General features: G+C 61.8%; 27 protein-coding genes and 2 pseudogenes. 8 read left to right on the forward strand and 21 right to left on the reverse strand.

The window, feature by feature from the left end; genetic code table 11:
- Window positions 1–637: 637 nt before the first annotated feature.
- Together AC5ZGW_RS21200 and AC5ZGW_RS21205 are read right to left on the reverse strand one after the other, a co-directional pair.
- The gene (locus tag AC5ZGW_RS21200; RefSeq protein ID WP_130226921.1) at window positions 638–1,351 is read right to left on the reverse strand and encodes a TetR/AcrR family transcriptional regulator; all 714 of its coding nucleotides are present in this window, start codon (window positions 1,349–1,351) and stop codon (window positions 638–640) included.
- 100 nt (window positions 1,352–1,451) lie between these two features.
- Window positions 1,452–2,489: an aspartate-semialdehyde dehydrogenase gene (locus AC5ZGW_RS21205; protein WP_130226920.1), complete on the reverse strand. Its 1,038-nt coding sequence runs from the start codon at window positions 2,487–2,489 to the stop codon at window positions 1,452–1,454.
- Between the two features lie 306 nt (window positions 2,490–2,795).
- On the opposite strand from AC5ZGW_RS21205, the gene tgt reads away from it, so the two are divergent.
- Window positions 2,796–3,929 (forward strand): tRNA guanosine(34) transglycosylase Tgt, encoded by a 1,134-nt coding sequence (gene tgt / locus AC5ZGW_RS21210; protein WP_130226919.1) that lies wholly within the window; start codon window positions 2,796–2,798, stop codon window positions 3,927–3,929.
- Between the two features lie 3 nt (window positions 3,930–3,932).
- Here tgt and AC5ZGW_RS21215 read toward each other — a convergent pair whose 3' ends face one another.
- A complete protein-coding gene (locus tag AC5ZGW_RS21215) occupies window positions 3,933–4,148 on the reverse strand; it encodes a hypothetical protein (protein ID WP_028165546.1) in 216 nt (71 codons plus the stop codon).
- Between the two features lie 231 nt (window positions 4,149–4,379).
- Here AC5ZGW_RS21215 and cysK point away from each other — a divergent pair, with 231 nt between their 5' ends.
- Together cysK and AC5ZGW_RS21225 are read left to right on the forward strand one after the other, a co-directional pair.
- Complete coding sequence (gene cysK / locus AC5ZGW_RS21220; RefSeq protein ID WP_130226918.1) at window positions 4,380–5,357, forward strand: cysteine synthase A; 978 nt, start codon at window positions 4,380–4,382, stop codon at window positions 5,355–5,357.
- Window positions 5,358–5,359: 2 nt separating this feature from the next.
- Window positions 5,360–5,599: a BrnA antitoxin family protein gene (locus AC5ZGW_RS21225; protein ID WP_130226917.1), complete on the forward strand. Its 240-nt coding sequence runs from the start codon at window positions 5,360–5,362 to the stop codon at window positions 5,597–5,599.
- Between the two features lie 72 nt (window positions 5,600–5,671).
- Here the strand turns inward: AC5ZGW_RS21225 and AC5ZGW_RS21230 are convergent.
- Together AC5ZGW_RS21230 and AC5ZGW_RS21235 are read right to left on the reverse strand one after the other, a co-directional pair.
- Window positions 5,672–7,115 (reverse strand): annotated as a pseudogene (locus AC5ZGW_RS21230) (caspase family protein).
- A gap of 181 nt (window positions 7,116–7,296) precedes the next feature.
- The gene (locus AC5ZGW_RS21235) at window positions 7,297–8,175 is read right to left on the reverse strand and encodes a DMT family transporter (RefSeq protein ID WP_130226916.1); all 879 of its coding nucleotides are present in this window, start codon (window positions 8,173–8,175) and stop codon (window positions 7,297–7,299) included.
- A 163-nt stretch (window positions 8,176–8,338) separates the two neighbouring features.
- On the opposite strand from AC5ZGW_RS21235, the gene AC5ZGW_RS21240 reads away from it, so the two are divergent.
- A complete protein-coding gene (locus AC5ZGW_RS21240; RefSeq protein WP_028165541.1) occupies window positions 8,339–8,737 on the forward strand; it encodes a RidA family protein in 399 nt (132 codons plus the stop codon).
- A gap of 9 nt (window positions 8,738–8,746) precedes the next feature.
- A complete protein-coding gene (locus tag AC5ZGW_RS21245; RefSeq protein WP_028165540.1) occupies window positions 8,747–8,947 on the forward strand; it encodes a hypothetical protein in 201 nt (66 codons plus the stop codon).
- A gap of 51 nt (window positions 8,948–8,998) precedes the next feature.
- On the opposite strand, the gene AC5ZGW_RS21250 is transcribed toward AC5ZGW_RS21245, so the two are convergent.
- The 6 genes from AC5ZGW_RS21250 to AC5ZGW_RS21275 form a co-directional block, all read right to left on the reverse strand.
- On the reverse strand, window positions 8,999–9,550 hold the full coding sequence (locus AC5ZGW_RS21250) for a hypothetical protein (RefSeq protein WP_165435290.1): 552 nt from the start codon (window positions 9,548–9,550) through the stop codon (window positions 8,999–9,001).
- Window positions 9,495–9,851, reverse strand: a complete 357-nt coding sequence (locus AC5ZGW_RS21255) for a hypothetical protein (RefSeq protein ID WP_080663820.1) — start codon at window positions 9,849–9,851, stop codon at window positions 9,495–9,497. The genes AC5ZGW_RS21250 and AC5ZGW_RS21255 overlap by 56 nt, the downstream gene beginning before the upstream one ends.
- Before the next feature lie 197 nt (window positions 9,852–10,048).
- Entirely contained in the window at window positions 10,049–10,648 is a 600-nt protein-coding gene (locus tag AC5ZGW_RS21260) for a formyltransferase family protein (protein WP_130226915.1), read from the reverse strand.
- A gap of 195 nt (window positions 10,649–10,843) precedes the next feature.
- A complete protein-coding gene (locus AC5ZGW_RS21265) occupies window positions 10,844–12,133 on the reverse strand; it encodes a hemolysin family protein (RefSeq protein ID WP_130226914.1) in 1,290 nt (429 codons plus the stop codon).
- Between the two features lie 271 nt (window positions 12,134–12,404).
- Window positions 12,405–12,653 (reverse strand): hypothetical protein, encoded by a 249-nt coding sequence (locus tag AC5ZGW_RS21270; protein ID WP_028165536.1) that lies wholly within the window; start codon window positions 12,651–12,653, stop codon window positions 12,405–12,407.
- Between the two features lie 113 nt (window positions 12,654–12,766).
- Window positions 12,767–12,970: a hypothetical protein gene (locus AC5ZGW_RS21275; RefSeq protein ID WP_028165535.1), complete on the reverse strand. Its 204-nt coding sequence runs from the start codon at window positions 12,968–12,970 to the stop codon at window positions 12,767–12,769.
- Window positions 12,971–14,239: 1,269 nt separating this feature from the next.
- Here AC5ZGW_RS21275 and greA point away from each other — a divergent pair.
- Complete coding sequence (gene greA, locus AC5ZGW_RS21280; protein ID WP_130226912.1) at window positions 14,240–14,725, forward strand: transcription elongation factor GreA; 486 nt, start codon at window positions 14,240–14,242, stop codon at window positions 14,723–14,725.
- Between the two features lie 31 nt (window positions 14,726–14,756).
- Here greA and AC5ZGW_RS21285 read toward each other — a convergent pair whose 3' ends face one another.
- From AC5ZGW_RS21285 to AC5ZGW_RS21330, 10 genes and pseudogenes are all read right to left on the reverse strand, one after another.
- Window positions 14,757–14,987, reverse strand: coding sequence for a hypothetical protein (locus AC5ZGW_RS21285; protein WP_028165532.1), 231 nt, complete (start codon window positions 14,985–14,987; stop codon window positions 14,757–14,759).
- Window positions 14,988–15,229: 242 nt separating this feature from the next.
- Window positions 15,230–15,403: a hypothetical protein gene (locus AC5ZGW_RS21290; RefSeq protein WP_165435289.1), complete on the reverse strand. Its 174-nt coding sequence runs from the start codon at window positions 15,401–15,403 to the stop codon at window positions 15,230–15,232.
- A gap of 56 nt (window positions 15,404–15,459) precedes the next feature.
- The gene (locus AC5ZGW_RS21295; protein ID WP_130226911.1) at window positions 15,460–15,729 is read right to left on the reverse strand and encodes a hypothetical protein; all 270 of its coding nucleotides are present in this window, start codon (window positions 15,727–15,729) and stop codon (window positions 15,460–15,462) included.
- 609 nt (window positions 15,730–16,338) lie between these two features.
- Entirely contained in the window at window positions 16,339–16,545 is a 207-nt protein-coding gene (locus AC5ZGW_RS21300) for a hypothetical protein (protein ID WP_028165531.1), read from the reverse strand.
- A gap of 223 nt (window positions 16,546–16,768) precedes the next feature.
- Window positions 16,769–17,209, reverse strand: coding sequence for a hypothetical protein (locus AC5ZGW_RS21305; protein WP_130226910.1), 441 nt, complete (start codon window positions 17,207–17,209; stop codon window positions 16,769–16,771).
- 3 nt (window positions 17,210–17,212) lie between these two features.
- Window positions 17,213–17,581, reverse strand: a complete 369-nt coding sequence (locus tag AC5ZGW_RS21310) for a Cif family virulence factor (protein ID WP_130226909.1) — start codon at window positions 17,579–17,581, stop codon at window positions 17,213–17,215.
- An 81-nt stretch (window positions 17,582–17,662) separates the two neighbouring features.
- On the reverse strand, window positions 17,663–18,133 hold the full coding sequence (locus AC5ZGW_RS21315) for a MarR family winged helix-turn-helix transcriptional regulator (RefSeq protein ID WP_130226908.1): 471 nt from the start codon (window positions 18,131–18,133) through the stop codon (window positions 17,663–17,665).
- Window positions 18,134–20,025: 1,892 nt separating this feature from the next.
- A complete protein-coding gene (locus tag AC5ZGW_RS21320) occupies window positions 20,026–20,211 on the reverse strand; it encodes a hypothetical protein (RefSeq protein WP_130226907.1) in 186 nt (61 codons plus the stop codon).
- Between the two features lie 458 nt (window positions 20,212–20,669).
- Window positions 20,670–20,921, reverse strand: a pseudogene (locus tag AC5ZGW_RS21325) (ATP-dependent DNA ligase); the annotation flags it as partial.
- A 707-nt stretch (window positions 20,922–21,628) separates the two neighbouring features.
- Window positions 21,629–21,841, reverse strand: coding sequence for a DUF6894 family protein (locus AC5ZGW_RS21330; protein ID WP_130226903.1), 213 nt, complete (start codon window positions 21,839–21,841; stop codon window positions 21,629–21,631).
- Between the two features lie 386 nt (window positions 21,842–22,227).
- Between AC5ZGW_RS21330 and AC5ZGW_RS21335 the strand changes: the two genes are divergently transcribed.
- The gene (locus AC5ZGW_RS21335) at window positions 22,228–22,536 is read left to right on the forward strand and encodes a hypothetical protein (protein ID WP_130226902.1); all 309 of its coding nucleotides are present in this window, start codon (window positions 22,228–22,230) and stop codon (window positions 22,534–22,536) included.
- Window positions 22,537–22,754: 218 nt separating this feature from the next.
- Window positions 22,755–23,021, forward strand: coding sequence for a DUF2934 domain-containing protein (locus AC5ZGW_RS21340; protein WP_245474786.1), 267 nt, complete (start codon window positions 22,755–22,757; stop codon window positions 23,019–23,021).
- The last annotated feature ends 147 nt before the right edge of the window (window positions 23,022–23,168 follow it).

Consider the following 23,168-nt stretch of genomic DNA (forward strand, 5'->3'; position numbering starts at 1 on the left):
CGATCCTCCTCCGTGGCGCGAAGCATCTGTTTCGCAGCCATGCGTCTCCCATCATTTGGGACTTCGATCCGGCATTTTTGAGTTCCGAACCGAGATCACATCGCGGCATTTTTCGCTCAGCCGCCGCCTATTTGCGTGAAGGCACGAAACAATCTCTTCGGTGTTCGGAATGGAACCGGAGCAGAATCGAAAGACATCGGGCGTGCAGGCCTCGCGCTGTTCCGGCGTTCCCCGACCTTCTGCATCGGCTCGCGATGCGCATGACAGCGCCGTGATCGCAAGACCGACGGCCATGAGCTGGACGCTTCTTTGCAACAGGGCGGGGGCCAATGAGAGGATCCTTGCTGGTCCGGACGACTATCGCGCGTTGCGTTCGTGCGCCGAAAGGACACGGCCGACCCGTGTCCGGGTCGGCCGTCCGAACAGCGCAAGCCGGCTTGGGGGCCAGGAAGACACAGGTTGCGCCGATCGAAGTCTGCGACGGCGTGAGCACTGGGCGAGTCCGGTGCGGCGGACACGTCGGCTCACTTAACGAAACCGTACGGTATCGTTTAGTTATCGTCAACAGCTCTCGGGTGCCGGGGAGCCACGCAAATCGCGGGGCTGCCCGCGGCGTCGGGCATGGCTTGTCGAGATGTCAGCGGGGCGGGCGGGTGCGTGCGCCGGATTTCTGCGGCCGACCGCCAGGTCCGCCGATGCCGGTCATCAAGAGGCGCAAGGAAGCCCGCAAGCGTTTTTCCTCAGCCTTCCGGTCAATTGGAATGCCGTTGGTCGCTTGCCGGAAGGTGTGGCCGACGGTGATGTTGAGGTAGACCTCGGCGGCGATCGTCGTGTCCTCGATTTGGACCGCTCGCTCGGCGACCAGACGATCAAACAGACGGGTCATCGTCGAAACGGCTTTCAAGTAGCCTTCTTCCTCGGCGAGCCTTGCGAGCTCGGGAAAATTGGTTGCCTGCGCCGCCACAATGCGGCCCAGAGCCCCCGGCTCAGGCCCGCTGATCAAATCGAGCATCTGCCGCGCGAGATCGAGGAGAACTTGCTCGACGGAAACGCCGGAAACATCGCTGCACTGCATTTCCGCCGCTGTCGAGAGCGGAGAGAGCCAGCGCGCAATCTCGCGCCGCAGCACGGCCTCGAACAGGCCGCGCTTGTCGCGATAGCGGGCGTAGACGGTGGGCTTGCTGACCCGCGCCGTTTCAGCGACGGCGTCGATCGACGTCGCCTCGAAGCCGCGCTCCAGAAAAAGCCGGGTGGCAACCTCGATCAGCCGCAGGTCGCGCTGGATGGCGGCGCTTTTTGTCGGGCGGCCGCCGCGGGATTTCGCAGCGCTCTGCCGTGCCGCCCGTGCCATTAACCTCGTCAGTGGTTCCGTCCTCTCGGCGCTAATGTACCTCAGCTCTATATCGCGCCTCCGTGCAGCCGTCATCGCCAATCTGCTGGCGACGCCGGCCTCATGCCATCACGCGCTCGGGCAACAGCTCCGCGATCTGGACCGCGTTCAGCGCTGCGCCCTTCAGGAGCTGGTCGGCCGCCACGAAGATCGAGATCGAATGGCCGCTCGGGTCGCTCAGATCCTTGCGGATGCGGCCAACCAGCACGTCGTCCTGGCCGGAGGCATCGATCGGCATCGGGAAGTAATTTGCGGCGCGATCGTCCACGATCCGCACGCCGGGCGCGGCGGCAAGCAGCGCGCGCACCTGGTCCTCGCTGATCGGCTTCTCGCATTCGAAGGTGATGGCCTCGCAGTGCGCGCGCAGCACAGGGACGCGGACGCAGGTGACGCCGACTGCGATGCGGTCGTCCTCGAAGATCTTGCGGGTCTCCTTGATGACCTTGGTTTCCTCGTCGTTGTAGCCGGTCTCGGGATCGACGGCGGTGTTGTGGTTGAACAGGTTGAATGCGTAAGGATGCGGCATCACCTTCGGCGTATAGACCTGTCCGTTCAGATTGGCGCGGGTCGATTCCACCAGCTCCTCCATGGCAGCGGCGCCGGCGCCGCTCGCGGCTTGATAGGTCGAGATGATCACGCGCTTGATCCGGTTCTTCTGATGGATCGGCCACAGCGGCACGAGCGCGGTGATCGCGGCGCAGTTCGGGACGGCGATGATGCCCTTGTGCTCGCGGATGCGGGACGCGTTGATCTCGGGGATCACGAGCGGCACGTTCGGGTCCATCCGGAACGCCGAGGAATTGTCGACGACAATGGCACCGGCCTTCACCGCGATCGGCGCGAACTTCTTCGAGACGCCGCTGCCGGCCGAGAACAGGGCGATGTCGACGCCCTCGAAGGAGCGCTCGTTGAGCTCCTCGATGACGACCTTTTGGCCGCGGAAGTCGATGGCCTTGCCCGCCGAACGGCTGCTCGCCAGCGGCTTCAGCTTGCGCACGGGGAAGCCGCGCCGGTCCATGGTGGCGATGAACTCGGCACCGACGGCGCCGGTCACGCCGGCAATGGCAACTACGGGATCGTTCTTCACGGAAGTCTCCATCTTATTTGAGCATGATCTTTTCGGAAAACCGGTGCCCACTTTTCCGGATCATGCTGTAGGGCAATAAAAAAAGCCCCGGACCTTCATCAGGCGGGGCTTCGGTTTGAGACGATGCGGTCGGTCCGACTACACGCGCACGCCTCCCAAGGCCCCGGAGAGCTTTTTGGTCGTGGTGGTGCGTTTGGTCGCGGTCATCATGGTGTTGGAACTTATGCGGGAGAGTTTTTGCGCCGTCAACGGCTTTGCGGCAGAAAAACGACGTCGGCGCGGTTGAACGAGCCACGCTGGCGCGCCATAAGCGGCCGCATGAGCCTTCCCAATCATTTCGAATTGCTCGCAACTGACGGCAATGCCCGTACTGGCCGGCTGACCACGCCGCATGGCGTGGTGCGCACGCCGGCATTCATGCCGGTCGGCACGGCCGGCGCGATGAAGGGCATGCACTGGCGCGAGGTGCGCGACGCCGGCGCCGACATCGTGCTCGGCAACACCTATCATTTGATGCTGCGGCCGGGTGCCGAGCGCATCGCAGCCCTCGGCGGGCTGCAGACGTTCACCGGCTGGAACGGGCCGATGCTGACGGACTCCGGCGGCTTCCAGGTGATGTCGCTGTCGGAGCTGCGCAAGGTCAGCGAGAACGCGGTGACCTTCCGCTCGCATATCGATGGCGCCAAGGTCGAGCTGTCGCCGGAGCGCTCGATCGAGGTGCAGCGATTGCTTGGCTCCGACATCGCGATGCAGATGGATGAATGCGTGCGGTTGCCGGCGGAGCGCGACGATATCGAGCGCGCGATGCGGCTGTCGCTGCGCTGGGCCGAGCGCAGCAAGCGCGCCTTCGAGACTGCACCCGCCGGCTACATGCTGTTCGGCATCGTGCAGGGCGGCGATCTCCCCGAGCTGCGCCGGCAAAGCGCCGAGGCGCTGGTCGAGATCGGTTTTCATGGTTACGCGATCGGCGGGCTCGCGGTCGGCGAGCCGCAGGCCGTTATGCTGGCGATGATCGAGGAGACTGCGCCGGCGCTGTCAGCGGATCGTCCGCGCTATCTGATGGGCGTCGGCACGCCCGAGGACATCCTCGAAGCGGTGGCGCGCGGCATCGACATGTTCGACTGCGTGATGCCGACGCGGAACGGACGTCATGGCGTGGCGTTCACCCGGTTCGGGCCGGTGAACCTGCGCAACGCACGACACGCCGACGATCCGCGTCCGCTGGACGAAGAGAGCGCGTGGCCTTCCGCGCGCAGCTATTCGCGCGCCTATCTGCATCACCTCGTGAAATCGGGTGAGACGCTCGGTGCGATGCTGCTATCGGAAATCAACATCGCCTATTACCAGCAGCTCATGCAGGACATACGCGCCGCGATCGCGGGCGGAAGTTTTGAGGACTTCCAAAACCAAACGCGCGCCGATTGGGCGCGCGGTGACATCGCCGCCAGATAGGGCTTAGTTGCAGACGAAGCGCTTGACCGCGTGCTTGGTCACGAAACCGTAACCGCAGGTGTCGCAGGTCCAGAGATAGCTGATGATGCTGTCGTACAGATAGGCAGACGCTTCCGCAGCTATCATGGTGTCTGCGCACACCGGGCAGGTCGGCAGATCGCAGCCGCGCGGATTCGGACGAACCGCAATGGTCGACGGGATTTCAGCGATTGCTGTCATCGTGACCTCCTGGCGATCTGTGGGGAGCTTAACTTGGAGGTAACTTATACACCGATTTATTTGACGTTGTCGCAACACAAATGCGTTGGTTTATCGCTATTTAGAAACATTTCGCTGTTGCGATGCATCGATTTGTTAATCGATCGTTTCCCTTCTTGCGCTGCGGTGGGCCCTGTTCCTAACTAACGAGAACCGCGATTTTCGCGGCACATTTTGCACAGGAGCCCCGTGATGGATGCGCCTTCAACTACGCGTGCAGTGCAACGGCCGGGACGAGGGCTGGTCTATGACTCCATTGTGGACGCGATCGGCAACACGCCGATCGTCCGCCTGCGCCGGTTGCCGCAGGCGCATGGCGCGCACGCGACGATCCTCGCCAAGCTGGAATATTTCAATCCGGCGGCGAGCGTGAAGGATCGCATCGGCGCGGCGATGATCATCGCGATGGAGAAGGCCGGCATCATCAATGCCGACACCGTGCTGATCGAGCCGACCTCGGGCAATACAGGCATCGCGCTGGCGTTCGTCGCGGCCTCGCGCGGCTATCGGCTGAAATTGGTGATGCCGGAATCGATGTCGATCGAGCGCCGCAAGATGCTGGCGTTTCTTGGCGCCGAGCTCGTGCTGACGCCGGCAGCGCAGGGCATGAAAGGCTCGATCGCGGCCGCCGAAGAGCTGGTGCGCACGACGCCGAATGCGGTGATGCCGCAGCAGTTCAAGAACCTCGCCAATCCGGAGATCCATCGCCGCACCACCGCCGAGGAGATCTGGAACGATACCGGCGGGAACATCGACTACTTCGTTGCGGGAGTCGGCACCGGCGGGACCATCACCGGGGTCGGGCAGGTCCTGAAGCCGCGCAAGCCCTCGCTGCGCATCGTCGCTGTCGAGCCCGAAGAAAGCCCGGTGCTGTCAGGCGGCCAGCATTCGCCGCACAAGATCCAGGGCATCGGCGCCGGTTTCATTCCTGACATCCTCGATCGCTCCGTGATCGACGAGATCGTCAAGGTCAACAGCACCACCGCGATCGAGATGTCGCGCGCGCTCGCGCGCAACGAGGGCATTCCCGGCGGCATCTCCTCGGGTGCGGCGATCGCCGCGGCGCTTGAGATCGGCAAGCGGCCGGAAGCTGCGGGAAAGACCATCCTGGCCGTGGTGCCGTCGTTCGCCGAGCGCTATCTGTCGACGGCGCTGTTTGAGGGGATTTAGCAATGGCCGATCAACCGAGGCGACCGCGCACGCTGAACGACGCCCGCAGCGAGGCGGAAGCGGCGTTCAAGCGCGCCACCGCGAAGGTGGCCGAAGCGCCGCCCAAGAAGAATGCCGCTCCCGGCGTGCGCGAGCAAGTTACGCTGCGCATCGACCAGGACGTGCTGGAGTGGTTCCAGGAGGGCGGCCCGGGCTGGCAGGACCGCATCAACGAGGCGCTGCGCAAGGCGGCGGGGAAGTAGCTCCGACGAGGAGCCGCCAGAAACTGAAAAGCCCGGCGTGAGCCGGGCTTTTCGTTGAACGTTTCAAGGGCGTTAGCGACGGAACGCGCCGCCCAGCATGCCACCCACGACGCCGCCGACGAAGGCGGCTCCCGGATCGATGCCACCGCCGTGATGGCGGGGGGGGAGGGGGAGCGCTGCTGCCACCACCTCCGCCGCCACCGCTGCTGGCGCGACGGCGCGGACGCTCTTCATCGCTCGAGTTCGTCGACGTGGTCGCCACGACCTCGGTCAGCAGCGCCTTGTGCTGCAGCCTATTGAGGTAGCCGCTCTTCGGATAGCCGCGCGCGGCCTGCCAGCGCGTGATCACGGCGCGGGTGGGCTCGTCGAATTTTCCGGTGGCTTTGACATCGAAGCCGAGCCCGTCGAGGCGGCGCTGCACGTCGCGGCGCTGGCCCTTGTCGAGGCCGATCTGGTCCTCGGTGACCTGGCTTGCTTCCTCGGTGAAGGTCGCGGGATCGATGCCGGCAGTAAGGTTACGCGTCTGCGTGCTCGGAGCCGCGGCGCTCTCAAGCGCGGCGATGCGGGCGAGCGCGAGCGAACGGAACTGCCCGTTCGGATAGCTCGAGAGATAGGCGTTGAACTCTTCGGTCTTGTTGGAGTCCTTGATCGAACGCCAGAACTCGAGCTCGACGTCCGAGCTCGGCGCGGCCGCAACCGCAGTCGATGCCGCAGGCGTGCCCGCCGCGGTGGCCGGGTTGTTCGCCGGCGCGCCGTTGAGATAGACCGAGCCGATCAGGTTGGTGTGGCCCCAGGGCAACTGGCCCTTGCTGGTCTCCTCGTTGACCTGGGCGCGGACCTTGGTCATCGCCTGCTGGATCTCAACGCCGGGCTGGGTGATGTTGGCGATCAGCGCGCGCGTGAACGGGCTGTTGGCGCCTTCCTGGCCGTCGAGCGCGGTCTGGCCCGGGCCGGTTGCGAACGCGATCAGCGTGCCTTCGCCGGATTTCATTTCGGCAAGGCCGGTCTGCACGTTGACGCTGCGGGTCGCCGAGTTCGACTTGATCTTGGCGGCGAACGGATTGTCGCGGCAGGCATCGAGGAACACCAGCTTGACCTTGGCGTCGCTCATGGTCTGGTCGAGCGTGAGGTCGATGTTGATCGCAGAGCCGAGCTTGACGTCCATCTCCGACTTGATGTCGGCATCGACCGGCAGAAGATAGTTGGTGCCACTGATCGCGATGCCGTGGCCGGCATAGTAGAACACCGCGATGTCAGCTCCCTGCGCCTTCTTGCCGAAGTCGAGCAGCTTCTCGGTCATCTTGTCGCGGGTGAGGTTGGTGCCCTCGACCACTTCGAAGCCGACATTGCGCAATGCGCTGGCCATCGACTTGGCGTCCATGGTCGGATTGGGCAGCGGCGTCACGTTCTTGTAGGCGCCGTTGCCGACGACGAAGGCGACGCGTCTGTCGGCTCGGGCGGCAGTTGCGGTCAGCGCCACGCAGATCAGCGAGGCGAGGAGGGTAAGGGTGCGCATTGAAATCCCCCAGCAGAATCGAAAAGGCTTTGCTCTATCGCATTGTGTCAGACTACACGATAACACCACCGTTCGCGCAGCATAAAAATACCGCTGCGGTCGACGAGAGAATCGCGTTGCCATAAGGCATGCCATGAAACGCGCGGCGGCTACGTGATCTACGTCACAACCGCGTTGATCGTCAGGTCCCTGCGCGGGCGTGAGCCGGCGCGCTCGGTTTCAAGTTCAAGAGATTGCCAGTCAGGATCAGCGCTGCACCGAGCACGGTGAACAGGTCGAGCTGCTCCGAATAGATCAGCCAGCCCGCGGTCGCGGTCAGTGGCACCCGGAGGAAGTCCATCGGAATCACAACTGTCGCATCCGCGTAGAGCATCGCGCGTGCCATGCAATAGTGTGAGAAAGTGCCGCAGAAGGCGATCAGCACGACCCAAGCCCAGACATGCGCTGGCGGCCATATCCAGACATAAAGCGACGGCAACAGGCCTGCGGCCGACTGCACGACCAGCATCCAGAAGATGATCGCCAGCGTCTGCTCAGTGCGGGTCAGCGACTTCACCATCGCAACCGAAATGCCAAAACCTACGGCTGCAGCGAGCGCGATCAATTGACCCGGATTGACCTCGCCCGCTGCGGGGCGGACGATGATGATCACGCCGATCAGGCCGAGCACGATCGCCGCGACCTTCCACACCGTCATGCGCTCGCCGAGAAAGGCCGCCGCGAGGATCGCCGTCCAGATCGGCATCGTGAATTCGATTGCCACCACCTGGCCGATCGGGATCAGCGTCAGCGCGAAGAACCAGCCGAGCTGCGCGCCGTAATGGATCAGATTGCGCGCGATGTGCATGTGCACGCGCGCGGTCTTCAGGATCGAAAATCCGCCACTCGCGTGGATCAGCGGATACAGCATGAAGAAGCCGAGGATCGAGCGCGCTTCCATGAGCTGAAACACGTTTATGTCCCGCATGGCTTCGCGGCCGGCAATCGCGATCACCAGCATCAGCGTGAGCCAGCCCGCCATCCACAGCGCGGCCTTGATCTTGGAAGGGGTGCGGTCCATCGGCGATGCGGAGAAGGAGGGGGACGGGCGGGAACATCGGTATCGGCGAGGCCCACGCGATTTGCAACTCGCAATTCCGAGAAGGCAGCGATGCAGGCCCTCAGCTTTGCCGTGATGGCCCCTTAGGTGCTAATCATCGTCCCGCTTCTGGGAGGATGAATTCATGCATGTCTTGCAACCGGCCGAATGGTCGAAACCCCGCGGCTTCTCGCACGGCGTCAGCTTCGACGCATCAGGCAAATGGATCGTGCTGGCGGGCCAGACCGGCGGCGATGAGAAGGGCGATTACGCGCCGGACATGGCAGCGCAGGTCGCCACTGCACTGAAGCGGATCATCAAGCTCTTGAGTGAAGCCGGCGCCGGGCCTGAGCACATCGTGCGCCTGACCTGGTATCTGACCAATCGTGCTGAATACGAGGCCGCGGGCGCCGGAATCGGCGCGGCCTGGAAGGAGACGCTGGGGCGCAATTTCCCGCCGTCCACTCTGCTTTATATCGACGGCCTGGTCGATCAACGCGCCAAGGTCGAGATCGAAGTCACCGCCTTCGTTCCCGCGGCATAGGTGCCGCTGATGGCAAACCGTAAGACGTCGGCAGATTTCGTGACCGGCTTCGCCACCGGCTGGCCCGAACATCAGCCCGACATCATGGTGCTGTCGCTGACGACGCACAAAGGCGTGCAGGATTTTGCGTTCAACAAGGAGCAGGCTCTGCTGATCGCCAAGACCATCAAGGACACCGCCGAGCGGCTGGCGAAGCCGAAGACGAGCTGAACGGGTTTCCTGAATTATCGCCCGCTTCCGCGGGAGAGCCGCGTGCGCGAGCTATCTCGATAGCGAGATGTCCGCTTCGCGGAACCCGTTATCGGCCCTGATGCTGACAGATTGCTTGTTGCCGCTCGTCCGCATGCTGAGGTTCGCATTGAACCCGCCGGCATTAACGGCAACCTGGAAATTACCGCCGCCGCCGCGGCCCTGCAGGCTCCCGCTGATCCCGCGGCTACCCTCGGTCCAGTTACCGGAGATCGCGCTACCCTGGGCGACGACATCGGCTTGCAGGTTGAACTTGTAGGCATCGCTGGCGCAGGTCAGCGACATCGCCATGTTGACGCCGCCGACGCGGTAGGTCGCGCGGCAGCGGATGCGCTCCCTGGAGCCGTCGTCCAAGGTTACGCTGCCACCGCCAGACCAAGTGCCGGCCATCCCGGTAAACGGGCCGGACTGAGCATGGCCGGGGGAGACCAAAAACGTTGCCGCAGCAAATGCCGCCGCGACAGTCAGCCGCCGTGCGGAGGGGAACAGCTTCGAGGTCCGGTGGATCTTACTGACGGGAAGCTTCCCATCGACCGCTGCACGGTACGCCTGCTGATGCCCCATTCCACTTCCCCGATCCGGAGTTGCCACTGAGCTGTCCGTTGGCATATGCACCATTGATCGAGACTCGCACAAGGCCCTCACGGCCGACCCTGCCCGAGATGCCAGCGCCCGGCGCGGAGATTTGACCGTCCGTGACCGTAACCGTGGAAGAGGTCGAAGGCTCGCAGGTTCCAGTTTTGGTGACCACGGTGACCTGCCAGAGGCCGTCATAGGGCTGCTGGGCCGAAACAGGGGCAGAAATCAGGGCAGCAGAACCGAGAAAGGACGCAAACAAGAGCGCGCGAATGCGGTCAGGACGCATGGATCAGATTTCCTTGAAATGTGTGTGATCAGTCCGGCTTATCCGGACACAATGTGTTCAAAATGGGCCGTCCTGTGGAAGGCAAAAAGTTCCTGCGAGATCAAACACATCATGGTGAACTTGCATGGTGAATCCGCAGCGTGAATCCGCACATCGAAAGACAGGCGCGTTCGATTGTTGCGGCAGACTTTGGGCGTTCAGTGCCTGGCGTCAGGGAGACTGGGTGCCTTGGTCGCGAATTGCTCATCCTGCGGCTTGGCAGGAAGGCTGCCATGAGCTCTGGCATGGTCGATCACCTCGGCGAGCAGCCGGAGCCCCAGCGGCGCCAGCGCCCGCTCCCAGAGCTCGCGCGCGGTTTCGCCTTTCTTGACGAACACCCAGTCCTGCGCCGCGATGGCGCCGGCATCCATGCGATCGGCGAGATGATAGATGCTGCCGCCCGCGATCGGATCGCCTTCCTTGATGGTCCATTCCACGGCAGCCATGCCGCGATGTCGGGGCAGTAGCGAGGGATGGTAGCCGATCCCGCCGAGTTTCGCGGCGGCCAGCGCTTCCTTGCTGACCCGGGCGTGGCTGTGGGCCGTTACGATCAGATCGGTGCTGGGGGCGATCTCGGAGGCTACAACGAGCTTCGGATTGGCCTGCACCACCACATCGATCCCTGTGGCCCGCGCAGCCGCCGCCAGCCGGTCTTCGCCATCGTGCACCACGACCCTGACGACATCGACTTCGCGTTGGCGCAGCATATTCAAGGTCGCCACGCCGAAATGGCGGGAACCGACGAGGGTAATCCGCATATCTGTGTTCCGTACCTGATCTTGCCGTTATGCCGATAGCACAGGGCGGCCGACGATCCCGCGCCGGGAATGGACAAGTTCCTGGTTATCAACAGAACGGCGCTGCAGCGAGCCGGTCTGGCGCATGGGACGGGTGCGCAACAGCCGTCACGGCAGGGCCGGGAACCGGTGGGTTTCCAGGCCATAAGAGATAGGTCACGGCTCTTCCACGCGGCTGACCAAGGCCTTGTCGATCCTCCGGCCGTCGAGATCGACGATCTCGAACTGCCAGCCATGGGCCGTGACCTTTTCGCCGACATTGGGGATCGCGCCGAATTCCTGTAGCAGGAAGCCCGCAAAGGTCTGGTAGGGCCGCGGCGAGGGAAGGGTGATGCCGAGCAGGTCGGCAAATTCGAGCGCCGGCATCCAGCCCGAGATCAGGTAGGAGCCGTCATCGCGCCTGACGTAAGCGGGTTCCGCCGGCCCCTCCTCGGTGTGGAACGCGCCGACGATCGCTTCCAGAATGTCGGCGCTCGTCACCACGCCCTGGAAGGTGCCGTATTCATCGTGCACCAGGCCGATATGGACGGCAGAATCGCGCAGGATCGCGACCACGTCGCGTGCATCGACGGTCTCCGGAATCACCGGCGCCTGACGGACGAGCGAGCGGATGTCCGGCGTTCCGCCGGACAGATAAGCATCAAGCAGATCCTTGGCTTGAACGATGCCAAGTGCAACGTCGCCATTGTCGTCGAATACGACCACGCGAGAGTGGTTGGTCTTGAGCAGCGTTGCATGAATCTCGGAAGGGGGATCGGTGAGGTCGATCGAACTGACTTCGTGGCGCGGTGTCATCACCGCGCCGACCGGAAGATCGCCGAGCCGCATTACGCCCGCGATCATCTCTTTTTCGCCGGGCTCGAGCACGCCGGCGTTTTCGGCTTCGACCACCAGCGTCCTGATTTCTTCCTCGCTGACTTTCTCTTCGGCTTCGCCACGATGGCCGAGCAGCCAGAGCAGCGCCTTGCCGGAGCGGTCGAGCAGCCAAACCAGCGGCAGCGAGATCCTCGCCATCCACACCATGGCCGGCGCGACCCTGACCGCAATCGCTTCCGGATCGCGCAGCGCGATCTGCTTAGGCACGAGCTCGCCGACGATCAGCGAGGCATAGGTGATGACGGTGACGACAAAACCGACGCCGATGGCATCGGCGAGCGCTGGGGAGACACTGAATCCGAGCAGCCATTGCGAGACCCGCTGCCCAAGCGTTGCTCCGGAAAAAGCGCCCGAGAGCACCCCGATCAGGGTAATGCCGATCTGCACGGTGGAAAGGAATTTGCCCGGGTCGGATGAAAGCGCCAGCGCTTGCCGCGAGCCGCTCACGCCTTTTTCGACCAATCCCGCCAGCCTTGCTGGCCGGGAGGAGACGATCGCCAGTTCCGACATCGCAAGCAGGCCATTGACGACGATCAGGACAAAAACGATCGCAAGTTCCAGATAAAGCACGATTAAACCTTCTTTAACGCTCGGCCGCGACAGCACCGAACATATAGGAAACGCAACCCGTTTGGCTGCGGCTTGCCGACCGCCGTCGGGAACAGCCGCGCCGCGCGAAGGTGTTAACACAGGTTCGGCTCGGTGTGAGGGGCGTCACATCGTGAAGCCGGGGAGCGGCGGTACAAACTCGGCCACCGCAATAGCTGGCGATAGAGCGACGCAGGTGGATGCTCCAGGCCTGACGGCCTGGCGCATGTTCGGTTCTGATCGAATCAGAAGTCTAGCGCCAAGCGAGAATCCGCATCTCTGGTCTTGCGAAGCTGCGCTCCGGCTGCCCGCTCTGCTTCGGCTGGGGCGCGGCAACGCGCTCGAGACGCGCGCGCAGATCGGCGTTGTATTGCTTCATCTGGTTGCGCAGTTCGCGCCGGCCGAAAGCGGTCAGCGAGGGATCAGCGAGTTGCAGCCAAGCGGCGCGAAGCCATTCCTGCAACGCGCGGATGTCTTGATCCAAGATCTCTGGTTGGGTCATGCCGCCAAACCGTGTGAGAATCGATCAAGACGCGAGTAGGTCTGATTCGTCAGAGAATACCTAGGACAAAATAGCGTCCGGGTTGCATTTCGAACGGCTGATCAGTGCCATCCTCATTCGACCTCATCCGGATTCGAGCGCAGCATGTCCATTGCGACCCAGATGCCGGCAAGCACCGCGGCGATCATCGCGACGTGCCGAATCTGCGTGGTGGAAAAGCCGAGATCCTCGTGAGCGACATATTCCAGTATGATTGCCGCGTACCCCGCGACAACGACGGCGGCGATGATCGTGGGCAGGTCGAACTTGTTTTCCATGGCGGCACCGCGGTCCTACGGCGCCCTGTTTAGCGCGCCGAAACGCCGACCGCTGTGACGTGGTTCACGTCAGCTATTCAAACCGTGCCGCCGTCTCGTGTCGGCCCTGGACGGGTAGAGAAAGATGACTTGGGCCTCGGGGAGTTGGAGCGGGACGTGCGGCGACGTGCTGACCACGCGCTGACTTCCGTCGGTCTCGGTGTAGCTCCTCAGAGTCTCCAGCAACAGGAAGAATTTTTCGGCAAGCACGGCAGCCTCCATCAGTGCTTTCTAATCTGTGCGAGGCGCGCCGCTAGCAATTCAATCAATTAAACGAGAGGTTGCAGGCGCAAACCGCTGCTGCAGCGCAATCGCAGGTGCCGGTGACGAAGCCAGACAGAGCTTGCTGGACCGTTCTGTCATGCTGCGCCGATCGCAAATGCTCGACGTCCCGTAGTCGCCCGGATGGATCGCGCCTCAGATTTTGCGTATGACACGATCGTTCCACCAGACATCATCGCGCTGATGGGGCGGGGGATGATGCGACGAGGCTCGGTCTCTAGGTTGACCGGGCCTCGTCCTTTTTGTTTTCGGCGGTTCACGAATATCGGCACGCCGGGCGCGTCGACCTCGCTCTAACAAGCATTCTCCTGAGCCCGCTTTTTCAACTCGCGATCGATCAGCGTTTGCGTCCGGCGTATCGCGAGCGCCTCCAACGGCGTTCGCATCAGGCCGGTTCTCGCTTGATCGCCGATCCAGAATACCCAGCGCCAGACGTGGCGCTGCCTGGTTTTCTCGACGGTGAATTCAATCCCTTGGTGCTGCATGGCCAGCGGCTATGATGAATCTCTGCGCCCCTCATCGTGGACTTGCCTCACCAGAGTCGAATGGTCTGCTGATATTGTCGTGATATCGCGATGTGTCTGCATCGTTCGGTACGAAGAAATCCAGCGCGTTCAATCTTAGCTTCTCAAAAAGTTGGGCCCCGGCTTGCTCGGGGGACAATCGCCGGGGCCCTTGGGAAGGTGGATCATGTCGTCCCAATCGACGGGACGATAACCTGGGAGGCTGCCAGGCGTTCCGAATCTTCCTAAGAATGATGCCGAACTATCCCGATTTACGTGAAGGTGATCGAGGAACGACGCCGGTTCGGACCCGTTGGAAATATCCAGTCTCGGAGTCGAAGATGCCAGAAGAGAATGATCTTGAAGGGCCGCAGGACCAAGGCGCCGAACGCAAGAGCGAAGTGATGGGCGATCCACGCGTTGGCTCGACGCGCATGAGAGCAACATGAGCCGCGCTTTTGTCAGGGAAGGCGAGGGTAAGCTCGACGATCTGCCCGATCGGCCGATTTCGGACGCGCGAAACGATGTCACCAGGGAAGGCCTTGCCCAGATCGAGGCCGCAGTCGCGGCCGCGCAAGAAGCGTTGGTGGCGGCACAGGCGGAGGGCGACCGCTCGGCGATCGCGAGCGCCTCACGTGACTTGCGTTATTGGAGCGCGAGGCGCGCTTCCGCCAATGTGGTGGCAGAGCCCGAGGACGACGGCCAGGTTCGGTTCGGACATGCCGTTACAATCCTCCGCGATGACGGTCGACAACAGACCTTTCGGATCGTCGGCGAGGACGAGGCGGATCCTGCTCACGGCACCGTCTCGCACGCCTCACCATTGGCGCGAGCGCTGTTTGGCAGGAGGGTGGGAGACGTTGTCCGCGTTGGCAGCGGTGAGGCGGAAATCCTCAACGTCTCCCGTATGAATGCGCTTGGCGAGGCGTGACCGCTCGTGCCGCGAGCGCTTGGGTCTCAAACTACATCACATCGGCAAAAACGTCGTCGATCACGGCAAGAGACACCGGGATCACAGCCAGTTCGTCCTGCTCCGAAGGACCTGACGTTCCCTTGATGTCCTGGACCACTCGGCTCTTGAAGTTGCGGAGCCACTGCATCGGCTCCTCGCCACTCTGCAGTGCTTGCTCGGCCAATATGTGGCGCATGAGAACAAGCATCGCATGCTGGTAACCGACAAAATCACTATCCATAGCGCTTCCTCGAAATGAGCTGGGCAATTCCTCACGGGCCCATCTTATACTTTTTCTTCGGGCCGATCCGCTTGATGAAAAACAAAACCCCCACCGACCGGGAGGAAGGCGGGGGCTCTTGCGGGTGGATGGCACGAGGCCAGGTGAAACCCTAGGTGTCGCCCCAAGGACCCACATTTTTGAGAAAAGCCCCGAGATACGGTTCCGGCAAGGCGATTTTGTAGGCAGCCATCCGACCCACGTCAGTCGGGCTCTTCGCCGGAGCCGCTGGAGCCGGCTTCATCGAGCAGATTCAACGCGGTGTCGATCTGCTCGAGCAGCCGTTCGATCTCGGCGCGTTCGTTCGCCCCGGGATTCTCCTGCAGCCGCTCGAGCAATTGCTGCTTTTGCGCGAGGAGCTTTGCCGCGGTCCTCATTCGCATCTCCTGGCGCAGTCGCCGTGGTGTCAGAGGTCTCGCTGATTGGCTGCGCGCTATCGATTTCTTCCGCCCGATCCAGAACCCTGGCTGCCGGTTCCATTGCTGGATCCTGTCGTCTGGCTCTGGTCAGACTGACCGGGAACGCGCGCGCCCTGCTTCTCCTGGCCGGCCACATAGCCTGACTCGCCGGAGTTGCGGGTCTTGACGCCCTTGTTGGCGTCGTCCTGCATCTGTTGCTTGCCGGGTGTCATCTGCTGCGCCGCTGCCGGCAGCGCGATCGCGCTTCCCAGGGCGATGAGCATTGCGATAGTTGAGGTCCGCATGCGCGCTCCTCCCATGTTGGCTCCTTGCAAAAACGCGCAAGGCGGCAAACGTTTCCGGAGGCGCTGGAATTTAGGCCGGTGCGCTCGGCGAGGGCTATCACGGTACGGCAGCAGCGCTGTGAGACATCGCCCGCTCAAGATTGCTAGAGCGGGAATGCATCCAGACGAAATCAGGTTCGCGCTAGCCGGTCCGATAAGCGTCGAGCGCGTGCGCGAGGAAGATACCCACGCTCACCAGCGCGAGGATTGCTGCAGAGGTCTCGATCATTGCTGCACCTCCTGTTGTGCCAGGGAGGCGAGATATGTGCTGCACGATTGTTCCCAGAACAGGTCCAATATGAACTGCATGTTTGCCATCCCTGTTTTCCTTTTGAAACGTAGATAGCTCGCACTTTGTTTCAGGACGTTTTCGTCATTGGTGGAAAATGGTTTCGTGCGATGCAAACGGTCCGGCGCCTGACACAGTCCGCCACGCGAGCGACAAGATCAGGCCACAATCCACGGAGAGCTCGGCCGCGGCGGCGAAGGCATGCAGCGCGTCCGGATCAAGCGCCGGACATCCACACATCATCGTCGCCGCGCCTTGAGCAGAGAGATACTTTCCGTGGATCAATTCTTGCCCGCGGTACCCGGGCTTGATCCTCCGTATTGCGACGATCCGGTGCCGCTCAGCGAGGTGGGACCGGCGGCTGTGCCGTTCGGATTACCCAAATTTTTCGCGTGGTGCGCGCGGTGATGACGCTTGGCGGCATCCGCCGGCACGAAGGTCAGCGAGAGCATGGCCAAAGTGGTCAAGGCGACTGCAACGAATTTCATTTCACTTCCTCCTGGAGGGATAGGTTCGTGTAGTTGGGCGCCCTGCGGAGGAAAACGAGATCAGGTTTGCATCGCCGCCAGCGAGTTTCGTGCGAAATGAAAACGTGAGCGAGTATGAAAGTCTTCTTGGAAAGAAAGCAGAGCAGGCGAGGCGGAAAGCGCGGAGACGCTCATCAACGCGATCGCCGCTCTGGGAAGGCGACACCGCCGCGACGGCGGAGCATCAGGAACGCGACGCCAGCAGCAAAACCGCGGCAAGATTTGCCACGAACAGCGTCGCATCGATGACGAAAATCCTGAGCATCGGGCCCTTCAATACGGGCCAGTATGCCACCCCGACGCGACCCCCGCGCATCAGGACCGGGAGGTTATAGGCGAACTGGCTGAAGTGGCACGCGGCGAAGAACAGGAACAGCGCAAGCTGCGCGTCAATCGCCTGAAAGAAGGGCGGCCGGACGAGAAGATAAAGCGACAAGAGACCGATTGGCAGATTGATCCCGCCCAGAAATGCCACGCTGGCGGACAAGGTCGGTGCAATCGGATTGCCGCGCTCTTCCCGGGGCACCAGGATCTTCAGCGTATTGCGCTGGGCAATGCTGAACTGGATGAATGCGCCGCCGAACCAGAGTGCGTTGAGGAGCAGGACGAAATCCGAGAATCGCATGGGCTACTTTCCGTAGAAGGCTTCGCTGCGCACCACACGGCCGGCATCATCGAAGTCCATGAACTCGCTGGCGCGCGTGTCGCCCAGTTGCCACCACACCGTTAGGCGCGCGGTCGTTTCGTCCCAGCTCCAGTCCAGGATTTTCAGGTCTGCGTTTTCGATGCCTCCATAAGCCTTGCGCCAGTAGGCGCGAATGTTCTGGGCGCCAACGACCACGGGAGAATCCGTCAGTTTGAGCGCCAGGGGGCTGCGCATCTCGGCGTTGTCGGCCAAGTGCGAGACGACGGCATCGATATCAACCTTGCACCAGTTGGCGCACCGCGCCTCGACAAAGCGCCCGGCGGCCGCCCGGTCCATTGTCCGTCCGCTCATGCTTCCGCCCTCCTCAAGTGCAACTGCTGAAGAGTGGCACGGCGCGACCCTGACGTCAATCAGGTTGACCTGAGAGCGCAGTCAGTTGTTGTCGGCGATGGCTTCCATAACGGCCATCCACGCGGCTGCGCCGGACGGCCCAGCACGATCAAATGCCTCGCGCAGGACCTTCCGCTCGTAGCCCGATGCTCGTTGTTCGATGCGTTGCCCCGCCTGCGTCAGGCGCAGCAATTTGGATCGATGCTGCTCGGGCGACCGCTTCGATGTCAGGAGCTTGCGCTCGAGCAACAGGCCGAGCGGCCGGTTCAAAGCTTGCTTGGAAATGCCGAGGACCTCGATCAGCGAGCCGATCGAGATGTCGGGCCGCCGTGCGACGACATAGAGAATGCGATGGTGCGGGCGTGACAGGCCGAGCGTGGCAAGATACTGGTCGGCCGAGAGCGTCATCCCGCGCCAACCATAGTACATGAGCTCCAGCGCCGCGTCCAAATCGTGGAGCTTGTTGAGGGAGGCGCGGTGCAGGCCCGCGGCGTGAGAAGCGGTTTTTTGCATTTGCCTATCGTGTCGAATTTGCCGAAGAGAATCTATCCTCGCGCGCGCAGCTCCGGTCGCAGCACCTTCCCCGTTACCATTATCGGTAGCGTCTCAGGAAGCGACTGCGCCGCCGCTAGCGTGCAAACGCGTGAGGACATATGACGCTGCCCTGGACGCGCGAAGGCGCTCCTCAAAGGGGCGCTCTTACCCACACACCAACTTCCACCACCAGGCGAACACGCCCGCGAGGAGGGGGGAAGACGTCTGGGAAACCGCCGCGGCTCTCGCGTAGTTGCCGGCGATCTCGAGCATGGCGTTGCGCGACTCGTCGAGGAGGCACAGCGCAGCTTGTTCGCGGGCTACTCGCTCCAATCGACGAGGCTCTTCTGCCTCGTTCGTTGTGGTCCAATTCGGGGGAAAGAGAAGCATTTCCAAACGGTAAATGGGTAGGTCAGGCCTGCTGTCATAAATCTATCACTAAACTCCACTGGGCCCCCCCATCACTTTTGCTGGATCGATCCTCACCCGAGGAGGCTACGGGGCGTCATGGGTGTGAGTTAATTGAAATCATGTCGCCGCTTGCGGGCTCGAGTCCGACGCCTGGCGGACATAAAAGCTCTGACGGCATAGCCAACCAGAGCGCCGACAAGAAAGACGCCCGCCAACAAATCTGGTGCAGGCAACTCCATGGGAGGATCCCTGCTGGGGTCAATAGCTGATTAATGGCCCAAACGCGCCGAAACTCCCCACACAAACCGGTGAGATTCTGTCCATGGGTGATTAACTCACGCCACAATCACGACTGACAGGCTCAATCAGCGGCGTCTCGGCTTCCTGGAAGGCTGGCAGGTCCAGCGAGGCCCGGCCGAACTTGTTATGGGCCATCCGACAGCTGCGCGCGCAAACCGGCCGACGCTCTGGGCTGTCGCATTGAGACGGATGCGGCCGGCTAAGGTGACCTCGACCATATCGCTGATGATATCATCGCGTATGTTCGTCGTCTGAGTTTTGGCGCAAGTGTTTTGGCGCAAGTATTTGAGCGGCCCGAGACATAGGTGACAAAACGTACCGGACACATGGGTTACACTTTCTGAACAGCGCTGTCTCGTAGAATATCCCACCACGTTCTTTTCGCTGGAAAGTCCACCAGGACGAAATGATCTGGTGCGTCTTGCGGCTACAGCGTCGATTGTACGGCCGTGCGGCACGTCCATCTGTCCTGGGATACGGGCGGACCGCTGAAAATCGTTTGGTGCTTGTCGCCCTGCCGGTCGCTTCACTCTAGTGAGCCCCTTTTCTGTCGTCCCGCCGCGCGCAAAACACCGCCGGAACAGATCCGCGGCTGCTCATTTACTCTCTGCTGCTGCCACTCTACATTGCCTGGTGACGCTATGAGAGAAGGTGATCGCATCATTCTGCTGCTTCGTATTACCAAGAATCTATCAGACCGTCTTACGCAGGGGGTACGCTTGAGTCGTACTGCCGAGGATCTATCAGCCCGCCTTCAGCAGGTGGCGCGTTTGAGAGCAGAACTGGAAGGACGCCTCGGGCGGCGACCACCTGATCGGATCGCCTGAGCTTAGGAACTCGATTTCCCAGCTGACTACCGGAACGAGACGCGCGGCTGATCGTTGTCGATGTTCCAGCGGGCCGTCGTTAGGTCCTCTGGCTAGCCAATCTCGACCTCCAGCAGCACCATCGCGACTGCGACAGGCCTGGGTCGCTGCAGAAACGATAGTCTTCTTCGTTTTTGCACCGCCGCCAGATTAGGAACAAAGGCTCCGCGCGCGAATTGTATGGTGTGCCCACACGATCACCAACCGGGTGTGCACAGCCCCCCCCCCCCCCGCAGCTCGGTCTTACCCCCGGCCGGGCTGCGCCTTAATGCCCGCAACGGCTGGCGGTAGGATTCAATCGCTCGGATCTACCGAGGAGGCCGCGATGGCTTGTTCTACATCCCTGACCAACGCTCGGTGGTGTTCGGCAAGCTTTGCAAAGAGTGCTTTCTTCGTCGCGTTTGTCGCGAGCTTGCTGATTAGATCGCACTCCTCGGCTTCATTCCGAAGCTTTTCCAGGTGCGCCTGCATATCCTTCATGGTTCTTTCCGGGTTCCAGGAAGACCCAGGAATAGGGCAGGCAGGTATCCCAAGGCAATAACCTGCGGAAGCTCATGCCGGGGCCAATGCCATGCACTGGGCTCGACGCTTCCCGACATCTTGAATCGAGGCGCAGCGGACCGGCCCAATTTTCCCTGACGTCTTAACTTACTTGAATGTAGCTCTAGACTGTCCGCGATTAGCGTTTTTACATGGAAGGCAAACGTAAGCGCAATCGGGCCAAACAGACCACTTCACTCCAGGAACGACTGATCAGCTCTGCCGAAGAGGCTCGCGCTCGCGCAAGACACCTATCGCCCGGTGCCGAGCGGGAGAAGCTGCTTCGAAAAGCGCGGCAAGCCGCGCGCGCGGCGGAGCTGGATGAGGTTCTTAGCTTGGGCCCATCGAAATGACGTGCAGATAGACTTCGCGAGGCTCGGGGGTGGCGCATGGGCGACAGCCGAGATGTGCCAGGCGTCGTCGGCGATCTTGCGAAACCGCCTGGTCCAGTCGTTGCCGCGGCGTGTGAACACCTTGATCGTCTCATTGGCGAGGTGGACCTGGACGCGGTAGCCGTCGAACTTGATCTCATGGATCCATCTGGCGCCGGTCGGCACACGCTCGATCTCGGTGGCCGGCGCCGGCTCGACAAGGCCCGGGTAAGGCGCCTTGGTGCCGAGCGCCGCCGGCTTCTTACGCTGAAACGCCACTCGCATGACTCCACGCGACGAAGGCCGATTCAAAGTGCCGCAACTTGATTCGTTCCGGTCCGGAGTTCCACGTGGTTCGGCGCTGTCCGACGACGGAACTTGGAAACCTTTTTTGGCAGTTCCGGGTTTTACCTCCTTGGCAGGACCTACCGGAGGGAGATGCCATGCAGGAGTATCGCATTTTCGTTCTAGGTCGGGACGGACGCATTATGGACCGACACGAATTCCTGGCTCCTGATGATAACGCGGCGCAAGAGCGCGCCAAGCAGATGGTGGATGGCCACGACATCGAGCTATGGGAGCGAGCGCGAAAGATAGCGGAACTGAGGAGCAAGGAGGGCGGAGGGGGATGACGGTGGGAGCTTGCCCCAACTTGTCTTTGCCGCGGTGCTGCGTCCACGCACTACGATCATCAATGCGCACCGATGTGCCTACCGCTGCGGTGGCTTGCGCGCAGAGAAAATCCCGTATCCCGCTGTCGTGCAGGCAAACTTAACGTCCACGGCTGTGGGCGGTTACTCTGCTCGGTCCAGCTTCGCTCCCCCGCACTGGCATTAGTAGATGCGCATGGTCAGCCCTAGCGTCGAGTCTAGCATCTGATGTGTAAGCTCTGGTTGAGCCCCGCATCTACAACAGCTTTCGTCATGGTTCCTGGATGCGTGGAAGCTGGGAGATCTGGGGCGTGTCGCCCATATCCGCCGCTCTGTTCATCCTTCTTCGCTCGTGATGCTGATCCGGTACAACAAGCGATCGCCAGCCTCGACATCGAGGCTCCAACTCTCCCCGGGCTGTAACCATGTTTCGATGTCTCGGGTCAGCAACAGAGCTTCCTTCCAAGCAGCGCGATCGTCTCGAAGCTCGGTTCCGACTTCATCCCGAAACGGGAACTTTCCGTTGATGTGAAAGAAGAAACGGGGCATTGACCGCAAACCACGACTTTCCGTCCGCAAACGCGACCTTCCGCAGACCGTTCCTAAACGGCTGGGCTAGGAACGTTAAACCGGCCGGGTGAATTGAAGTTGAGTGGGGCCAATCGGCGCCCGGGGGCGAGCGCGGACCAGTGTCATGGCTGAGCACGGAGATATTTGCCGCACGCGAGCCGAGCACTGCCGGCAACAAGCCGCGAAGACGGTCTCTTCGATAGACAAGCAGCAACTGCTGCGGCTTTCCGAAGAATGGCTGAGGCTCGCACAGCGCCCCTCATTCAGGGACGAGTTGGCTGCCGACGGCAGTGAGGCTATCGACCCCGCTCTCAGGCATCCAACGGTTCACTGAGCGTTCGCAGTCAGATGAGAAGGAAAGAACCATGAAAACGATCTATTTCGCTTCGATTTGTGGCGCCACTTTTTTGATAGTCACCAGCTTCGCAAACGCACAAGGAACGGGCGTTAGTGCAAACCGCGATCAGGGCGTCACGCCCAAGCAATGCTGGGATGTCAGCAGCAACATCATTCGCGAAAAGAACCCGAGCTCCGCTGGCGCATCATCTTCGGAAAAGGCACCTGAAACGACTGTGGGCTCAAGCACGCCGGGCCCAACTGGTTCTGGCGCTTCGGGCTCAACCGGCTCCACTGGAAATGCGTCGGCACGTCCGGCGGGAATGCCGGATTGCTGACACGCCAAAAGAGCTTTGCTCGTATAGATCACAGTGGCGGCTTGTTTCGTTGAGCGCGAACTTCACCGCCAATTGGTCCGATGACGATGAGCGGAGATCGGAATGATCCTAGTCGGGAGACCGTTATGTCGTGACTTACGCGAACAACTCGTTGCCAGCAGGCGTGATTTTCGCATACGGGGCGCACCTCCTGGCCCCGCTTCTCGAACAAGCCAAAAATGAACAATTTTGCGGACTTATTTCCGGCGGAGGTGACCATGAGCCAGAGCACCGATCGCCAAGAGTTAGAGCGCCAGCTCGAGCAAGCGAAGCGGCTGGCTTCCGAGATAACCGACCAAACGACCTATCAGCGGCTCAAGGCGTTCGTCGAGGATCTGGGAGAGAGCCTGCAACGGCGCTTAGCTGCGCGCCGGTCCAAGCAAGCAATCAGGGCTCGTGCCCACGAACTCTGGGAACAGCACGGGCGGCCTACGGGCGGGATCTAGAGTTCTGGTTACAGGCAGAGCGGGAACTTAGCGAGGATGAAAACGAGTGAGCGCATATTCCGAAGTGGACGCACCTAGCCAAGCGAGAGTTCTGGCCCCCGTTTCTTAGGAGCGCGTGCTATTGTGTCGGCACACAGGAGGGAGACG

This window comes from Bradyrhizobium sp. Crot121 (genome assembly GCF_059512385.1).

What these genes read in the sequence shown, in the direction of transcription:
- AC5ZGW_RS21200 (WP_130226921.1), bottom strand. Translation starts at nt 1,351, where the DNA reads ATGGCACGGGCGGCACGGCAGAGCGCTGCGAAATCCCGCGGCGGCCGC.
- AC5ZGW_RS21205 (WP_130226920.1), bottom strand. Translation starts at nt 2,489, where the DNA reads ATGGAGACTTCCGTGAAGAACGATCCCGTAGTTGCCATTGCCGGCGTG.
- tgt (WP_130226919.1), top strand. Translation starts at nt 2,796, where the DNA reads ATGAGCCTTCCCAATCATTTCGAATTGCTCGCAACTGACGGCAATGCC.
- AC5ZGW_RS21215 (WP_028165546.1), bottom strand. Translation starts at nt 4,148, where the DNA reads ATGACAGCAATCGCTGAAATCCCGTCGACCATTGCGGTTCGTCCGAAT.
- cysK (WP_130226918.1), top strand. Translation starts at nt 4,380, where the DNA reads ATGGATGCGCCTTCAACTACGCGTGCAGTGCAACGGCCGGGACGAGGG.
- AC5ZGW_RS21225 (WP_130226917.1), top strand. Translation starts at nt 5,360, where the DNA reads ATGGCCGATCAACCGAGGCGACCGCGCACGCTGAACGACGCCCGCAGC.
- AC5ZGW_RS21235 (WP_130226916.1), bottom strand. Translation starts at nt 8,175, where the DNA reads ATGGACCGCACCCCTTCCAAGATCAAGGCCGCGCTGTGGATGGCGGGC.
- AC5ZGW_RS21240 (WP_028165541.1), top strand. Translation starts at nt 8,339, where the DNA reads ATGCATGTCTTGCAACCGGCCGAATGGTCGAAACCCCGCGGCTTCTCG.
- AC5ZGW_RS21245 (WP_028165540.1), top strand. Translation starts at nt 8,747, where the DNA reads ATGGCAAACCGTAAGACGTCGGCAGATTTCGTGACCGGCTTCGCCACC.
- AC5ZGW_RS21250 (WP_165435290.1), bottom strand. Translation starts at nt 9,550, where the DNA reads ATGGGGCATCAGCAGGCGTACCGTGCAGCGGTCGATGGGAAGCTTCCC.
- AC5ZGW_RS21255 (WP_080663820.1), bottom strand. Translation starts at nt 9,851, where the DNA reads ATGCGTCCTGACCGCATTCGCGCGCTCTTGTTTGCGTCCTTTCTCGGT.
- AC5ZGW_RS21260 (WP_130226915.1), bottom strand. Translation starts at nt 10,648, where the DNA reads ATGCGGATTACCCTCGTCGGTTCCCGCCATTTCGGCGTGGCGACCTTG.
- AC5ZGW_RS21270 (WP_028165536.1), bottom strand. Translation starts at nt 12,653, where the DNA reads ATGACCCAACCAGAGATCTTGGATCAAGACATCCGCGCGTTGCAGGAA.
- AC5ZGW_RS21275 (WP_028165535.1), bottom strand. Translation starts at nt 12,970, where the DNA reads ATGGAAAACAAGTTCGACCTGCCCACGATCATCGCCGCCGTCGTTGTC.
- greA (WP_130226912.1), top strand. Translation starts at nt 14,240, where the DNA reads ATGAGCCGCGCTTTTGTCAGGGAAGGCGAGGGTAAGCTCGACGATCTG.
- AC5ZGW_RS21285 (WP_028165532.1), bottom strand. Translation starts at nt 14,987, where the DNA reads ATGGATAGTGATTTTGTCGGTTACCAGCATGCGATGCTTGTTCTCATG.
- AC5ZGW_RS21290 (WP_165435289.1), bottom strand. Translation starts at nt 15,403, where the DNA reads ATGAGGACCGCGGCAAAGCTCCTCGCGCAAAAGCAGCAATTGCTCGAG.
- AC5ZGW_RS21295 (WP_130226911.1), bottom strand. Translation starts at nt 15,729, where the DNA reads ATGCGGACCTCAACTATCGCAATGCTCATCGCCCTGGGAAGCGCGATC.
- AC5ZGW_RS21300 (WP_028165531.1), bottom strand. Translation starts at nt 16,545, where the DNA reads ATGAAATTCGTTGCAGTCGCCTTGACCACTTTGGCCATGCTCTCGCTG.
- AC5ZGW_RS21305 (WP_130226910.1), bottom strand. Translation starts at nt 17,209, where the DNA reads ATGCGATTCTCGGATTTCGTCCTGCTCCTCAACGCACTCTGGTTCGGC.
- AC5ZGW_RS21310 (WP_130226909.1), bottom strand. Translation starts at nt 17,581, where the DNA reads ATGAGCGGACGGACAATGGACCGGGCGGCCGCCGGGCGCTTTGTCGAG.
- AC5ZGW_RS21315 (WP_130226908.1), bottom strand. Translation starts at nt 18,133, where the DNA reads ATGCAAAAAACCGCTTCTCACGCCGCGGGCCTGCACCGCGCCTCCCTC.
- AC5ZGW_RS21320 (WP_130226907.1), bottom strand. Translation starts at nt 20,211, where the DNA reads ATGAAGGATATGCAGGCGCACCTGGAAAAGCTTCGGAATGAAGCCGAG.
- AC5ZGW_RS21330 (WP_130226903.1), bottom strand. Translation starts at nt 21,841, where the DNA reads ATGCCCCGTTTCTTCTTTCACATCAACGGAAAGTTCCCGTTTCGGGAT.
- AC5ZGW_RS21335 (WP_130226902.1), top strand. Translation starts at nt 22,228, where the DNA reads ATGAAAACGATCTATTTCGCTTCGATTTGTGGCGCCACTTTTTTGATA.
- AC5ZGW_RS21340 (WP_245474786.1), top strand. Translation starts at nt 22,755, where the DNA reads ATGAACAATTTTGCGGACTTATTTCCGGCGGAGGTGACCATGAGCCAG.